The sequence below is a fragment of the Bradyrhizobium sp. USDA 4510 genome, assembly GCF_054059095.1.
Genome location: NZ_JBSSBT010000001.1, coordinates 5,837,023 through 5,852,072, shown reverse-complemented (window position 1 = coordinate 5,852,072; position 15,050 = coordinate 5,837,023). Strand labels below are relative to the sequence as shown.

The following is a 15,050-nucleotide window of genomic DNA, read 5'->3' as shown; positions in this document are numbered from 1 at the left end:
CTGGAAACAAGGTACTGAGGGGGTTTTAATGGGACGGATGATTCAAGACGATACGACGCGCGATGTCCTTGATCTGCTGAACAAGCGGTTTGGTCCCGGCGGGATCATGGAGATGGTGGAGCTGCAAAAGGAGTTCGACATCTTCTCTCCCAATCATCCCCTCGAACAGTCGTTCCGGCTGATCGGGATCGAGCCGGCCGACCGGGTCGAGCGGAAGCGCTGGTATACTTTCCTCGGCACGCTGAAGGACTATCCTTCCGATCAGCCCAATGTGAGCGGATACAAGCGGGTGGTCCAGGCGTTCCGGCAGGCGCTCACGCAGGGTCCGTATCTGCCGGTGCTCGTTAGCGTTCACGCCATGAAGGAAAATCCGAAGGTGACGTTTGCAGCCGATGGCCATACGCCGCTGATCTACTCGACCCAGTCGTATCGGGTTCTGTCGATCCCGACCAAGCCAAGCCAGGTCGCCCGCAAGGAGCTTGCTGCGATGGCGAAGCAGCGGCGGGCCAAAGCCAAGAAATGAGCAAGACGTGAGCATCGCAGCGGAGACCGCAGGTGTCGGCGCCGAAGGCGACCGGGCGCGGTTCTCCGACCTCTATGCCGATGTCGAATCCTACTACAGCGCGCGGGTCGCCAAATACGGCGCCACCCCGCGCGGAGTGGACTGGTCCTGCCAGGCCACCCAGGACCTGCGCTTCGTCCAGTTGCTGAAGCTCTGCGACTTCTCCGCACCGTTCAGCCTGAACGACATCGGCTGCGGATACGGCGCGCTGTGCGCCTATCTCGCAAGGCGCCATCCGCAAGCGGAGATCGACTATCTCGGGATCGACCTGTCGCTCGCCATGATCAGCCGCGCGCGCCGCCGTTTCTCGGCGCCGGGGCGCCGCTTCAAGGTCGGCAAGGGCGGCCTGCGTCGCGCGACCTATTCGGTCGCGAGCGGCATCATGAATGTCGATGTCGGCGGCTGCCGCCGATCCTGGGAGGCATTTGTCGCCGGGATGCTGGCCGACCTGCGCCGCGCCAGCCTGCGCGGCTTCAGCGTCAACTTCGTTACCGGCGGGACGGAAGGCACGGCGGCCGCCGATGCGTCGCCGGTGCAGCTCTATTGCACCAGCCCCGAGGCGTGGATCGATTATTGCGAACGCGAGCTTGGCTGCACCGTCGAGACCGTCGACGGCTACGGACTGAACGAAGTCACCCTGCTGGCGCGATGTAGGGATTGCTGATCGGGCTGCGGACTATCGCTTGTCCAGAATCCGCAACTCGGCCGTGGCGCTGGCGACCGTTACATCGCTGGCGTCGATCAGATCGGCTTCGACGATCATGTCGCGGTCGGTCTGCGAGATGACCTTCGCCTTGGCCGTGATCGGGCCGACGCGCGCCGGTTTGAGAAACCGCGTGGTGAGGGTCCTCGTCACGACGGTCCGCGTTGCGGGCAGCGCTGCGAGGGCGCCGAGACCGGTGGCTGAATCCAGCATCGCGGCAAGGAAACCGCCCTGGATCGTTCCATGGCGGTTGGTGAACAAGGGTTGCGCCTCGAAACGGACTGTGGCGATTTCACCGTCGAAGCCCAGCCACTCGCGCCCAAGAAGTTGCGCGCCGGGCGGCACGTCTGCGCTTGCTTCACTCAAGCCGGTCACCGCAATTGTTGTCGGTCCAAAAGTATCAGAGCGTCTGGCTCATGCAATGTCCGCGGGCGCGGGTGGCGAAAGGCGGCAAATCACTGAGTGGCGCGACCTTTTGCAGATCGTGTCGCGAGAATGCGAGCGTGTGACTCACAGGTCGTGCAACACATTCACTGTCGTCCCGGCGAAGGCCGGGACCCATAACCACCGATGGTCGTTGTTTCGCGATGCTGGAACGACGAGCGCGATCCACAATTCTCGCTGCGGCGTATGGGTCCCGGCCTGCGCCGGGACGACGGTGGAGAAGGAGTCGTGCGTATAACTCACCCCTCCGCGACCGCGTCGCCCCAGGGCTGGAACGGCTCGGTGACGCCGCTGTTGGTGGCGCCGTCGCGCAGCACGACGCTCGGGCAGGCGAACTTCATCGGCAGGGTCTGGATGCGGGCTTCCTCGAAGTCGAAGCGGCCGCGCAGCGCCTCGCGCACGCTCGCGGGCAGGCGCTTGTCGCCGATCACCACGGCGCCTTCGCTGGCGTCGATCCGGGGCTGGTGGATTGCGGCGTCGAGATCCATGCCGAAATCCATCACGAAGGAGAGCAGTTGCGACACGGCCGGCAGGATGCGGCGGCCGCCCGATGCGCCGGCGGCAAGCGTGCGGCCGTCGGCGGCCTGCGCCACGACCGGCGTGTAGTTGGTCAGGCAGCGCTTGCCGGGCGCGAGCGAGTTCGGATTGCCTTGCGTCGGATCGAACCACATGATGCCGTTGTTCATGGTCAGCCCGGTGTTCGGCGTCACGAATTTGGAGCCGAAGGTCGACAGCAGCGTCTGCGTCACCGCGGCCATGTTGCCGTCGCGGTCGACCGCGGAGAAATGCGTGGTGCAGCTTGGCGCGATTGCTTCGGCGCCGAGCGCGCGGCGGCCGTCGACGTCGCCCATGTCCTTCAGCCGCTCGCGATAGGCGGCTTGCAGCGCCTCGGCATAGGCTGCGTAGGCCGCCGCATCCGGACCGCCCTGCGCGGGCGCCAGCGCCTTTTGCAAAAGGCCGAGCGTGCGCGCCATGGTCGGACCCGCGGTCAGCTCCGGCGTCGCATAGACCGTGCCGCCGCGATAGGGAATTTTCAACGGCTCGCGCAGATGGGCACGGAAGGCGGCGAGGTCGCGCACCGACAGCGTGCCGCCGGCGGCCTGGATGTCGTCGGCGATGCTGCGCGCCAGATCGCCCTCGTAGAAATCGCGCGGGCCGGCCGCGGCGAGCTGCGCCATCGTGGCCTTCAGCCTGTCCTGCGGCATGCGGACCACCGACCTGATGCCCCATTGCGCATTCGGCGGCAGGCCATCCTGCAGATACGCCACCGCGCTGGCGGGATAGCGCCGCAGATCGGCGGCGGAGCTTGCGATCATCGCGGTGGTCCACCAATCGACCAGAAGGCCCTCGCCGGCGAGCTTGACGCTCGGCGCCAGCAGGTCCTTCCACGGCATTTTGGCGTGGCGACGATGCGCTTCCTCCATGCCGGCAACGACTCCGGGCACAGCGATCGAGCCGGGGCCGTGCAGGTTGCGGTCGTCCTTGACCCGCGCCCAGGGGAACAGGTCGGAGGCCGCGCCGCCGGTCAGCGGATAATCCTCGATGCGCAGGCCGTCGGGCGCGCGCATGCCGTAGTCGATCACCTCGACGCGGTTCTCCTTGGCGCGATAGAGCACCATCGCGCCGCCGCCGCCGGCGCCGCTCATCCAGGGCTCAACGACGCCAAGCGCGAAGGTGGTTGCGATCACGGCGTCGACGCAATCGCCGCCCGCAGCCAATACCTCCGCGCCGACCTCGGCCGCCCGGCGCGACTGTGCGGCGACGATGCCGCCCTTGGCGCTGACGGCCGGCTTGCGGATCACTTGCGAGTTGGAGAACTGGTCGGACATGGCGTTGCTTTCGCTGTTCTTGTTGCGGGTGGGACACGTTGGCGTAGCATGCCAAGCATGGCACTGTCAGTGCAACAACAAGAACCAATTTCAGGGAGCGGAAAATGACTGGTGTGAAGCGTGAACGGGACGGCAAGGTCGGCATCCTGACGCTCAACGATCCCGCGAGCCTGAACGCCATGACGCCGGAACTGCTCGGCGATCTCGCGCGCGCCGTCGGCGAGATGAGCCTCGATCCGGACATCCGCGCGCTGGTCCTGACCGGGGAGGGACGCGGCTTCTGCTCCGGGCAGAACCTCAAGGCGTTCCAGTCGCTCGGCGACAACATCTACACCGGCGTGATGAGGCATTATTGGCCGGCGATGCAGGCCTTGCGCGAATGCCGCGTGCCGGTGGTGGTCGCGGTCAACGGCGTCGCGGCCGGCGGTGGCTTCAGCCTCGCGATGTCCGGCGACATCATCCTGGCGGCGCGCTCGGCGAGCTTCATCCAGGTGTTCAGCCGGATCGGCCTGGTGCCGGATCTCGGCTCGACCTGGCTGTTGCCGCGCCTGATCGGCCGCCAGCGCGCGCTCGACCTGATGCTGCTGAACGAGCCGCTGCCGGCCGAGCGGGCCAAGGAGTGGGGGTTGGTGCGCGACGTGGTCGACGATGCCAAACTGCTCGACGAGGCGAAGGCGCTCGCCGGTCGTCTCGCGGACGGACCGACGCGCGCGCTGGTCGCGACGCGGCAGCTCCTCGAGGAGAGCGAGCACGCCAGCTACGCCGATCAGTTTCGGCGTGAGATCGAGCTCCAGCAGGTGATCCGCGAGAGCGCCGACGCGAAGGAAGGCCGCCAGGCCTTCGTCGAGAAACGCAAGGCTCAGTTCACGGGACGCTAGAGCGGGATGAGCTTACCTAAATCGAGCGGCGAGCTCCGCTTCACCTCGCCCCGCGTGCGGGGAGAGGTCGGAACGCATCGTTCGATGCGTTCCGGGTGAGGGGGAGTCTCCGCGAATACAGCTATCACCAGACATATGCGGAGGCAGCCCCTCACCCAACCCTCTCCCCGTAAGAACGGGGCGAGGGAGCGCAGCGCCGTCGCTGTTCGGCGCAATCTCAGGATGCTCCAGGCCTTGATCGTGGGCGTGCTAGCCGATCGCAATCGCGATCTTGCCGAAATGCGCGCCACTCGCCATGTGGGCGAACGCTGCCTTGGCCTGGTCGAACGCGAACACTTTGTCGATGACAGGCTTGACGCCGTGCAGGCTGATGCCGTCGCACAGCGCCTGCAGATCCTCGATTGAGCCGACGGTGACGCCTTGCAGCCGCTGCTGCTGCATCACCATCAGCGGCAGCCGCGTGTCGGACGCGGCGGGACCTGCGAGCACGCCGATGAAGGCGATGGTGCCGCCGATCCTGGTGGCGCGGATCGACTCGTTCAGCGTGCCGACGCCGCCGACCTCGACGACGAGATCGACACCGCGTCCGGTGAGTTCGCGCGCCTTCTTGCCCCAATCGGGCGTGGACTTGTAGTTAAGCGTGACATCGGCGCCGAGCTGCTTCAGCCGCGCGATTTTGGCGTCGCTGGAGGATGTCGCGATGACGCGGGCGCCGCACATCTTGGCGAATTGCAGCGCGAACAGCGAGACGCCGCCGGTGCCCTGGGTCAGCACCGTCTGCCCCGGCTTGAGGTCGCCGAGCTTGACCACCGCGCTCCACGCCGTGAGGCCGGCGCATGGCAGTGCCGCGGCCTCGATATCATTCAGATGATCCGGCGTGCGCACCAGCGCATGCGCGGGGAAGACCCGGTACTCGGTCAGCACACCGTCGACGCTGCCGCCGAGCGCCGCGCGCATCCGCGCCTCGCTCGGCTCGCCGGCGAGCCAGCTTTCGAAGAAGCTGCCGATCACGCGATCGCCGGGTGCGAAGGTCCTGACGCCGGCGCCGACCGCCTCGACCACGCCGGCGCCGTCGGAGACCGGCACCAGCGGAAATTTCTGGCGCGAGCCGTAACCGCCCTTGACCGTGAGCAGGTCGCGATAGTTGAGCGTCGCCGCCTTCAGCCGCACCAGGACCTCGCCCGGGCCGGCTTGCGGAACCGGCTTGTCGACCAGCGCCAGCGCGTCGACGCCGCCGGGGCCTTGCAACTCATAGCATTTCACGGAACGTCTCCTGCTCGGTGCTCTTGTCTTGGGCTGCGCTCGCGGCGCTGCCACGCATGCGCTGAGCATATGTCAGGCCTGCCGCGCGTGGCCATAGCGCGCAGTGGGATTGATGGAATGGCGCCCATGCCCGAACGCGCTGGCGCGCGACCGGGAAATACCGCCAATCTGAGCCGTCAATGAAGTGACCGAGCGGAGGTGACCATGGCTGCCTTGCTTGAGACGAAGCGCGATCTGCTCGCCACGCTCGCACGCGGCGCGGTTCGCGTGCTGCTTGCCGCTGCATGGATCGCTTGCGGTGGTGCGATGGCCGCAGCAGACGACAGCCTCTACCGCGCGCAAACCGTCGTCACCGGCCAGGGCGAGCCGAACCGCATCGTAGGCTTCGGGGCGTGTCTGGAGGACGTCCTGATCAAGGTTTCCGGTCAGCCAATGCTGGCAGGCGACCACCGGCTTGCCGCGTACAAATCGAAGGCCAAGGCGTTCGTCAGCAGTTTCGACTATCACGATCAATATGCCGGCAAGCCGCATCATGACGAGCAGGGCACCCGCGACCGGCCCTACGACCTGACGGTGAATTTCGACGAGAAGAAGATCGACGGCATTCTCGCCAGGCTCGGTCTCAAGCCGTGGCGGTCGCAGCGACCGGTGCTCGGCGTCTTCGCCGAGATGCAGCACGGCCCGAAGGACTACGTCGTCACATCCGACGGGACGCAGTCCGACCTGCAACGCGACGCGCTTGCGGCTGCGGCCGGAAAACGCGGCATGCGCTTCGTGCTGCCCGATACAGCGGCATTGACGAGCGCCAACCTCACCGCCGCCGAACTGTTGAAGACGCCGCCGGCGAAGCTGAGTTCGATCGTCGCGGCGCAAGGCGAGGCCACCCTGCTCGGTCGGCTGGTCTGGGACGACAAGGATCTCGGCTGGGCCACGCAATGGCGGATGGCCTGGCACGGCAAGGATTACAAATGGCAGTTTCGCGGCGTCACCTTCGATGAAGCCTTCCTCCGCGGCATCGGCGGCGCCGCGCAGGTGCTGTCGGGCAATGGCGATCCGGGGCGATCGAAATGAGCTTGCGCGCGCAGCGGCTGGATCGCGCTAGGACCGATCGACATTCATTGCATCCAGATCATTGCGGCAGCGAGATGGATGAAGCCGGTAAAGTTGTCAGATCGCCTGTCATAACGGGTTGCCAAGCGTCGGAAGTGTTTGAGCTGGCCAAAGCAGCGCTCGATGCGGTTGCGCTGTTTGTATGCGTCGGCGTCGTGCGGAATGATGATCCTGCGGGTGCGGTTTGACGGGATCACCGCCGTTGCGCCGATTTCCGCGATGATCGCACGCAGGGCGTTGCTGTCATAGGCCTTGTCGGCGAGCACGGCATCGCCGCTTTGGCCGTGGAGCAGTGCCGGCGCCTGGGTGATGTCATTAACTTGCCCAGCCGTGACGATGAAGCGGAGCGGACGGCCGAGCGCATCAGCCAGCATGTGGATCTTGGTGGTCAGTCCACCTCGGGAACGCCCCAGCGCCTGATCTTTGGCCCCCCTTTTCCGCTCGTCGCCTGCTGGTGGGCGCGAACGATGGTGCTGTCGATCATCAGATACTGGTTGTCGCGATCGGCGGTCAGAGCAGCGAACACGCACTCCCAGACGCCGGCATGGCACCAGCGGCTGAAGCGCTGATGCACCGTTTTCCACTTGCCGTACCGTTCCGGCAGGTCGCTCCAGTGTGCGCCCGATCGCAAAACCCACAAACATCCGTTGACGAACAGTCGATTGTCCGCAGCCGTACGTCCCGGGTCGCCAGCTTTCCCCGGCAGCAGTGGCGCAATCCTCGCCCATTGCGCCTCCGTCAGCTCATATCGTTTCGCCGCCACCATCTGCTCCGTGTCTCGAATCACGGAACTCTATGAATCAGCGATCAAACCGCTTGGGAATCCTGAATGTCGATCGGTCCTAGAGCCCCGTTCCGATTGAATCGGAACGGGGCTCTAGATTCTCATTTTGACGCGTTTTCTTCACGCGAACCGGTATCCACTTCGCTCGAAAACGCTCTACCCGGCGTAGCCAAGCGTCTGCGACGGATACTCCCCGAACATCGCGCGGTAATATTGCGAGAAGCGCCCGAGTTCGATGAAGCCCTGTTCGATCGCAACCTTGGAGACGGTGGTCTGGTCCGGGGTGCTTTCGCGCAGGATCGAACGGATCATGCAGAGCCGCTTGTAGCGCAGGAAAGTCACCGGGCCGACCCCGAACACCTCGTGGAAGGCGCGGTGCAGGCTGCGTCGCGACAGCCGAAGCTCGGTGCAGATTTCCGAGACGTGGACCGGGCGCGTGCCCGCGGCGTGCAGATAGTCCTCGACATGGCGCACCAAGCGCATCGCCGACGGCAGATAGCTCGTTCCGTCGGGCGGCAGCGATGTCACGACCGTTGCGGTCACGCAGTCGACGATCGCGCGCCTCCAGAAGTCGGCCGACGCGTCCGTCAAGGCGTCCGGATAGCGCGCGAGGTGCGCGACGATCCGCGGCAGTTTGTCCGCCGCGCCCATGCCGATCGTGGGGTCGGCGCGAAAGTGGTTCTTCGCCTGCCAGGTTTCGGCGTCGGCGAGCCGCGGCTCGCCGCCGAATATGTCGGGCAGATCGGAGAGGTCGAAGCGGATGGCCGCGTAGGACGAAGCGCTGTGAAAGACCCCGTCATGCTCGACCGACGGCGGAATCACCAGCACATCGGCCGGCTGCATGTCGAACGCCCAATGCGTGACACGGTCGGTCGCGTTCAGCAGCATCCCGATGATCAGCTTGGGATCGGTCGAGATGCGCTGGGTGCGGACCCCGACATTGAATGCGCCGATGCTGAGCGAAAAATCACCGATCCCGACGTGAGACAATGTGCCGCGCAACTTGCCGCGCTCAAGCTGCATGACATCGACATGCGAGCCTTTGACGGCATCGTAAAGACCCTCGAAGCCGTCAAGCTCGCCGGTGCTAACCGTCAGGTGTTGGCCCATATCCACGTTCACAACTGCAGCGCGATTAATCTACTAAAACCAAATGCTTGAAGTCGGTGCAAGTCGGTACAAAAAGTGTGCCCCGCGACAATGTGCCTAAATTGGTTTGATTCGCATGGCGAGATCGTGATGCGGATTTGCAAACGTGCGGATTTTCGCTTGTTTTTCCGAGAAAGCAATAAGGCCGACCGGATCGGATTGATCGAATTGGAGCATCTTTCGTTAAGCCTGCACGCCTCGGGGTTGAGATTGGCACAAAGTGCACATCACTTGTATAGTGCGTTTCGCTATCGTTTGAACTGACAGCAGAATTCGCTCGTGACAACGTCCAGTGGAACGAGGCACGATGGAGAGCACTGTGCATGCAAGTGTGCACATGGATTGGCAACGGAGGAGAAAGGGAAGAAGACCTGACGGATCAACGCTGCCGAAAAGTGCAGCACAGAAAAATGGAAGGGCGCGACAATGCACTCAGGCACGATGCAATCATGCACGACGTTCGGTCACCGAGATCATAAGGCTCCGATCTTCAACAGGATTTTCCGTCTGGCGCTCGTTGGAGCAGCCGCGATTGTCGCGCAAGCAGGCCCGGCGTCGGCGGTCAGCATCGGCTCTTCCGCTTCACTGCCGATCATCACACAGCAGGAAGGCAGCGGTAACGTTGTGCAGGTGCGCGCTGTCGCGCGCCGGGGCGGCGTTGCCGTCGGACCACGCGGCGGTGCGGTAGCTTACCGGAGCCGGATGGTGGTGGGGCCGGGCGTTCGCCCCGGCTGGCACGGCGGCGGCACGCGCTGGGTCGGACCGCGGCCGGGAGGTTGGGCGCGGCCCGGCTGGTACGGCTGGCCGGTCGGGGGCGCGGTCGCGGCCGGCGCAGCGATCGGGTTCGTCAGCGCGGCGAGCGCAGCCGCCTGGGCGGGACCGGCACCGGCAGCGGGCATGTGCTGGTACTACACCGACCCGTCTCGAACACAGGGCTTCTGGGACTACTGCTCGCGGTAATGCCCAAAGAGGTGCATCGCCATGTCCCGGGTAGAGATCGCCTCCGCTGAACGAGAGCGTGACGACCGCGTCCAGACCGACGACATGGTCTGGATTCCCGGCGGCACGTTCCGCATGGGCTCCGACCATCACTATCCCGAGGAGGCGCCGGCGCATCGCGCCTCGGTCGACGGCTTCTGGATCGACCGCACCCCGGTGACCAACGCTCAATTCCGCGAATTCGTGCGGGAGACCGGGCACATCACGGTCGCCGAGCGACCGCCGGATCCTGCGCAATATCCGGGTGCGCTGCCGCATATGCTCTACGCCGGCTCGCTGGTGTTTCAGCCGCCGCGCCGCGTCACCACCCTGCGCGACTGGAGCCAATGGTGGACCTTGATGAAGGGCGCGAACTGGCGCCGCCCCTACGGCCCGCGCAGCAACATCAACGTGCTCGGCAGCCATCCGGTGGTCCACGTCGCCTATGCCGATGCGCTCGCCTACGCCAAATGGGCCAGCAAGGAGCTTCCGACCGAAGCCGAGTGGGAGTTCGCGGCGCGCGGCGGGCTCGAGGCCGAGGAGTTCGCCTGGGGCAACGCCTTGACGCCCGGCGGCAAGCACATGGCCAATACCTGGCAGGGCAATTTCCCGATTCAGAACCTCTGCGAGGACGGCTTCGACCGGACCTCGCCGGTGACCGCGTTTCCGCCCAATGGCTACGGCGTCCACGACATGATCGGCAATGTCTGGGAGTGGACCGCCGACTGGTGGTCCGCCCGTCATGAGGCCGACGCCGCGAAGCCCTGCTGCATCCCGCAGAATCCGCGCGGCGGCCGCGAGGAGGCGAGCTACGACCCCGCCCAGCCCGCGATCAAGATCCCGCGCAAGGTTCTCAAGGGCGGCTCGCATCTGTGCGCACCGAATTACTGTCGCCGGTATCGCCCTGCCGCCCGCCATGCCGAGCCGGTCGACACCTCGACCAGCCATGTCGGCTTTCGCTGCGTGGTGCGCCGACCCGATTCTCAATCGTCACAAAAACCGTTCGACAAGCAAGGAGCGTAAGAATGAGCGATGAGAGCAATATCGTTGCCAGGCAGTCCGGTAGTCGCGGAGGGCTGCTTCGTGGCTTGTTCGCGGCGGCGTTGGTCGCGACAAGCCTGGCGCCATTTGCCGGGTCTCCCGCGTCAGCGCAGCAGCCGAACGCGGCCAAGCCGAATATTCTCGTGATCTTCGGCGACGATGTCGGCCAGTCCAACATCAGCGCCTATACCCGCGGGCTGGTCGGTTACAAAACACCGAACATTGACCGCATTGCCAATGAAGGCATGATCTTCACCGACTATTATGCCGAGAATAGCTGCACCGCCGGCCGCTCCACCTTCATCACCGGACAGGTCTGCCTGCGGACCGGCCTCTGCAAAGTCGGTATTCCGGGAGCACCGGTCGGCTTGCAGAAGGGCGACATAACTATCGCGCAGGCCCTGAAGCCTCTCGGCTACGCCACAGGTCAGTTCGGCAAGAACCATCTCGGCGATCGTGATGAATACCTGCCGACCAATCACGGCTTCGATGAGTTTTTCGGCAATCTTTATCATCTTAACGCCGAAGAAGAGCCCGAGCGGCCATACTGGCCGAAGGACGACGCAGCTTTCGTCAAAGCCTATTCGCCGCGTGGCGTCCTCAAAGCTTCCGCCGACGGCAAGATCGAGGATACCGGCCCGCTTACCAGGAAGCGGATGGAGACAGTCGATGACGAGACTACAGGTGCTGCGATCGATTTCGTCACGCGACAGGCAAAGGCCAACAGGCCGTTCTTTACCTGGATGAACTTCACTCGCATGCACATCTTTACCCACGTTCGTGCCTCGATGCGCGGGCAAAGCGGCATGCCGGGCAATGAATACGCTGACGGCATGGTCGAGATGGACATGAACGTCGGAAAGCTGCTCAAGACGCTCGATGACCTGAAGATCGCAGACAACACGATCGTCGTCTTCAGCACGGACAACGGCCCGAACGCGTTCACCTGGCCGGATGCAGCGACGACGCCCTTCCGGTCGGAGAAGGACACCAATTGGGAAGGCGCGTTCCGTGTGCCGGCGATGATCCGTTGGCCCGGCCACGTCAAGGCAGGCGAGGTTGCCAACGGAATCGTGTCAGGTCTCGACTGGTTCCCGACGCTCCTTGCCGCCGCCGGCGATCCCGGGGTGAAGGATCGCCTGCTCACCGGCTGGCAGCCGCAAGGCGGCTCGACCACCTTCCGCAATCACCTCGACGGGTTCAACCAGCTCGACTACATCACGGGCAAGGCCGACAAGAGCGCACGCAACGAGTTCTACTACTTCAACGACGACGGTGATCTCGTTGCGATGCGAAACGGCGATTGGAAACATACCTTTGAACGGCAGGATCAGCCCGGCCAGTTCGACGTCTGGGCCCACCCGTTCACGCCTTTGCGCGTGCCAAAGATATTCAATCTGCGCATGGATCCGTACGAACACGCGGAGATATCGGGCAGCATGTACGATCAATGGCGGGTAGAGAACGCGTACATGATCGCTCAGGCACAAATCAAGGCGGCAGCGTTCCTGCAGACCCTTGTTGAATATCCGCCAAGCCAGCGGATTGCGAGCTTCAGCATCGACCAGATTCGTCGTGCGGTCGACAAGAAGGTCGATGAATCGTTCAAGAAGCGTGGTCTCGAATAGTCGCGAGGCCCTGCGAGACAGGCCAGTGGTATCGGCCTGTCTCGCACTGTATCCAAGGGGATTAGCGGATGGATGCTCGATCGAGCATAGGGTCTGCATCGACCGCGACCCGAGCACACCGAAAGAATCTGGACGCCGGCGCGAGCCGGAGGCTTGTCGCAGCGGCGCTGGCATTCGTCTCGGGTGCCGCCGGCCTGATCTACCAGGTGATCTGGATCAAGCAGCTCTCGCTCGTGGTCGGCGCTGATGTCTACGCCATCACGACCGCCGTGAGCGCCTTCTTTACCGGCCTGGCGTTGGGCGGCCTGATCTTTGGTGGAAGGGCTGACCGCGCCAGCCAGCCGGCGAAACTCTACATCGCGATCGAGATCGGCATCGGCATAACCGGCGTCGCCACCACCTTGATCCTGGCGAATATCGCGCCGGTCTTCGTGGCGATCGAGAGCGCGAGCGGCTTGCTCGCATGGGCCATGGTGTTCGTTCTGGTCGGCATCGCCCCGCTTCTGATGGGTGGGACGCTGCCGGTCCTTGTGCGTGCGGTGCTGCAGAATTCCGGCGATGCCGGCCGCGTCGGCGGCCGGCTATACGCCGCCAACACGGCCGGCGCGATTCTTGGCGCTCTGCTGCCGATGTTTGTCCTCATTCCGCTGTTCGGGGTGCAAGGGACCTCGATCGCGGCGGCGACCCTCAATGCCCTCGCGGCGGCGGGGGCAACGGTGCTTGGCCGGATTCCCTTGGCGTCGGCGAGGATCAAGCCTGCCGGCCGCGCGGCGGCGCATCAACCGCGCCGGGTCGGCTTGGCCGTTGCCCTCTATGCCGCCGCCGGCGCAATTGCCCTCGGCTATGAGGTTGTCTGGTCCCAGTCCATCGTTCAGTTCATGAGTACGCGCAGTTTCGCGTTTTCCGTGGTGCTTGCGACGTACCTCGCGGGACTTGCGGCGGGTGCCGCGATCGTTGCGCGGGTAATCGACCGGATCCGCGATCCCTGGAGTGTCTTTGGCCTTCTGATCGCCGCCGCCGGTTTCCTGGCTTTGATCGAGATCGCGGCACTTGGCCATTGGCTCGTGGTCGCGCAGACGGCGACCGAGGCGTTCGTGCTCCGCCTTACCGAAAGCCAGTTCGCCGGCATGTGCGCCCGCTTCGCGGTGGCAGCGTTCTGCATCGTATTCCTGCCGACCTTGCTGCTCGGGGCGGCCTTTCCGGTGGCGCTGCGTCTGGTGGTGCGGGATGCGCATATCGGGCAGGACGTTGGTGCCGTCGTGGCGGTCAATACGCTGGGCGGTGTGGGCGGCGCGCTTCTCACCGGCTTCGTGCTTCTGCCCTGGCTCGGGCTGGTCCACACACTTGCATTGCTCGCAATCGGTGCCGGCCTGCTGGGTGTCTTGGCCTGCTGGGGCGGTCGCTCGAGCCGCACCGGTCTTGGACTGGCATTCGCGGTCGGCGCAGCCTGCATCGTCGCTGCGGTCGCCACGCCGTCCGACCGATTGGCCCAATTGCTGCCGGCAGCGCGGTCGGGAAAAATCATGTTCTATGAAGAGAGCCCGGGTGGGACCGTTGCGGTGGTCAACACCGGCCGCTTCCGCCGGCTCTATATCCAGGGCGTATCCAATTCCGGCGACGCCATGCCGTCGCTGCGCTACATGCGGCTGCAAGCGCTCCTGCCTCTCATCATTCACAATGGCGAGCCGAAATCAGCCCTGGTGATCGGCTACGGCACGGGCATCACGGCCGGTGCTCTCTCGCAATTCCCTGCTCTCGACAGGAGGGTGGTGGGTGAGCTGCTCCCGGCGGTCCTTCGTGCGGCTCCGATGTTCGACGGCACCTTCAACGCCGCGTCCGACCCGGGATTGGAGAAGCGCTTGGGCGACGGCCGTCGCCTCCTGCAGCGCGAGAGCCAGACCTACGACCTGATCACGCTGGAGCCACCGCCGCCATCGGCGGTGGGCGTCGTCAATCTCTATTCTCGCGATTTTTATCGTCTGGCTTCGTCGCGACTGAACGACGACGGGATTGTCGCGCAGTGGTTGCCGCTGCCAACGCAGAACGACGAGGACACGCGCGCACTGGTTCGCAGCTTCATCGATGTGTTTCCGTACGCGTCTCTGTGGACATCGGAGCTGCATGAAATGTTGCTTGTCGGGTCGCGTCGTCCGATTCAGTTGGATGCGGAGCGCATCAGCGCGAGATTCAATCAGCCCGAGACGTCTGCGGCGCTTTCCGCGGTCGGCGTCAACTCGGTCGCGGCGCTGATCGCAACCTGGATCACCGACCGCGACGGGCTCGTGCGCTACGCGGCGGACGCGCCGGCGGTGACGGACGACAGGCCGCGGATCGAATACGCGACATGGGTTCGTCCGGACGAGTTCAGCCGGACGATTTCGCACATCTGGCAGTACCGTAGCGAACCGCCGCTCAAGGGAGCGGACGAGCAATTCACCGCCTCGCTGCTGAGCGAAAGGCGAGATCTTGATGCGTTCTATCGTGCCGGCCTCAGCGCCTATGCGGGCAACAGGCAGGCTTACGCGCGCGAGATGGCGAGCCTGAGCCAAGCGGCGAGGCGAAACCCCTATTACCGGTGGTTTACGGGGTCCAAGGAGCCGTAGTGCAATGTCAGACCATGCCGCAACACAGTTAGCGGCCGCCCCGGCGCGGCGAACCGCCAAGGACTCCGCGGCGCGCGA

12 protein-coding genes and 1 pseudogene are annotated in these 15,050 nt (G+C 64.7%); 8 read left to right on the top strand and 5 right to left on the bottom strand.

The genetic code is table 11. The features are described 5' to 3' along the window. Positions 1-28: 28 nt before the first annotated feature. Positions 29-523: a hypothetical protein gene (locus ACVMDN_RS27250; RefSeq protein WP_057015167.1), complete on the top strand. Its 495-nt coding sequence runs from the start codon at positions 29-31 to the stop codon at positions 521-523. A 7-nt stretch (positions 524-530) separates the two neighbouring features. After that, the gene (locus ACVMDN_RS27245; RefSeq protein ID WP_083714852.1) at positions 531-1,226 is read left to right on the top strand and encodes a class I SAM-dependent methyltransferase; all 696 of its coding nucleotides are present in this window, start codon (positions 531-533) and stop codon (positions 1,224-1,226) included. 12 nt (positions 1,227-1,238) lie between these two features. Here ACVMDN_RS27245 and ACVMDN_RS27240 read toward each other — a convergent pair whose 3' ends face one another. Both ACVMDN_RS27240 and ACVMDN_RS27235 read right to left on the bottom strand, forming a co-directional pair. After that, entirely contained in the window at positions 1,239-1,640 is a 402-nt protein-coding gene (locus tag ACVMDN_RS27240) for a PaaI family thioesterase (RefSeq protein WP_244558637.1), read from the bottom strand. Positions 1,641-1,948: 308 nt separating this feature from the next. Further along, a complete protein-coding gene (locus tag ACVMDN_RS27235) occupies positions 1,949-3,538 on the bottom strand; it encodes a gamma-glutamyltransferase (protein WP_076823724.1) in 1,590 nt (529 codons plus the stop codon). A 104-nt stretch (positions 3,539-3,642) separates the two neighbouring features. Here ACVMDN_RS27235 and ACVMDN_RS27230 point away from each other — a divergent pair, with 104 nt between their 5' ends. Beyond that, positions 3,643-4,416, top strand: coding sequence for an enoyl-CoA hydratase-related protein (locus ACVMDN_RS27230; protein ID WP_026193208.1), 774 nt, complete (start codon positions 3,643-3,645; stop codon positions 4,414-4,416). Positions 4,417-4,665: 249 nt separating this feature from the next. On the opposite strand, the gene ACVMDN_RS27225 is transcribed toward ACVMDN_RS27230, so the two are convergent. Beyond that, positions 4,666-5,679, bottom strand: coding sequence for a zinc-dependent alcohol dehydrogenase family protein (locus tag ACVMDN_RS27225; RefSeq protein WP_057021064.1), 1,014 nt, complete (start codon positions 5,677-5,679; stop codon positions 4,666-4,668). Between the two features lie 204 nt (positions 5,680-5,883). On the opposite strand from ACVMDN_RS27225, the gene ACVMDN_RS27220 reads away from it, so the two are divergent. Then, positions 5,884-6,750, top strand: coding sequence for a DUF2066 domain-containing protein (locus tag ACVMDN_RS27220; RefSeq protein WP_076823726.1), 867 nt, complete (start codon positions 5,884-5,886; stop codon positions 6,748-6,750). 44 nt (positions 6,751-6,794) lie between these two features. Here ACVMDN_RS27220 and ACVMDN_RS27215 read toward each other — a convergent pair. Together ACVMDN_RS27215 and ACVMDN_RS27210 are read right to left on the bottom strand one after the other, a co-directional pair. After that, a pseudogene (locus ACVMDN_RS27215) lies at positions 6,795-7,555 on the bottom strand (IS5 family transposase). 174 nt (positions 7,556-7,729) lie between these two features. Continuing rightward, positions 7,730-8,683, bottom strand: a complete 954-nt coding sequence (locus tag ACVMDN_RS27210) for an AraC family transcriptional regulator (RefSeq protein ID WP_076823731.1) — start codon at positions 8,681-8,683, stop codon at positions 7,730-7,732. Positions 8,684-9,430: 747 nt separating this feature from the next. On the opposite strand from ACVMDN_RS27210, the gene ACVMDN_RS27205 reads away from it, so the two are divergent. From ACVMDN_RS27205 to ACVMDN_RS27190, 4 genes are all read left to right on the top strand, one after another. After that, complete coding sequence (locus ACVMDN_RS27205) at positions 9,431-9,682, top strand: hypothetical protein (RefSeq protein ID WP_244558638.1); 252 nt, start codon at positions 9,431-9,433, stop codon at positions 9,680-9,682. A gap of 21 nt (positions 9,683-9,703) precedes the next feature. After that, positions 9,704-10,723 (top strand): formylglycine-generating enzyme family protein, encoded by a 1,020-nt coding sequence (locus ACVMDN_RS27200; protein WP_141339642.1) that lies wholly within the window; start codon positions 9,704-9,706, stop codon positions 10,721-10,723. Positions 10,724-10,725: 2 nt separating this feature from the next. After that, positions 10,726-12,369 (top strand): arylsulfatase, encoded by a 1,644-nt coding sequence (locus ACVMDN_RS27195; RefSeq protein WP_141339640.1) that lies wholly within the window; start codon positions 10,726-10,728, stop codon positions 12,367-12,369. Positions 12,370-12,497: 128 nt separating this feature from the next. Next, positions 12,498-14,972, top strand: a complete 2,475-nt coding sequence (locus tag ACVMDN_RS27190; RefSeq protein ID WP_076824203.1) for a fused MFS/spermidine synthase — start codon at positions 12,498-12,500, stop codon at positions 14,970-14,972. Positions 14,973-15,050: the final 78 nt, after the last annotated feature.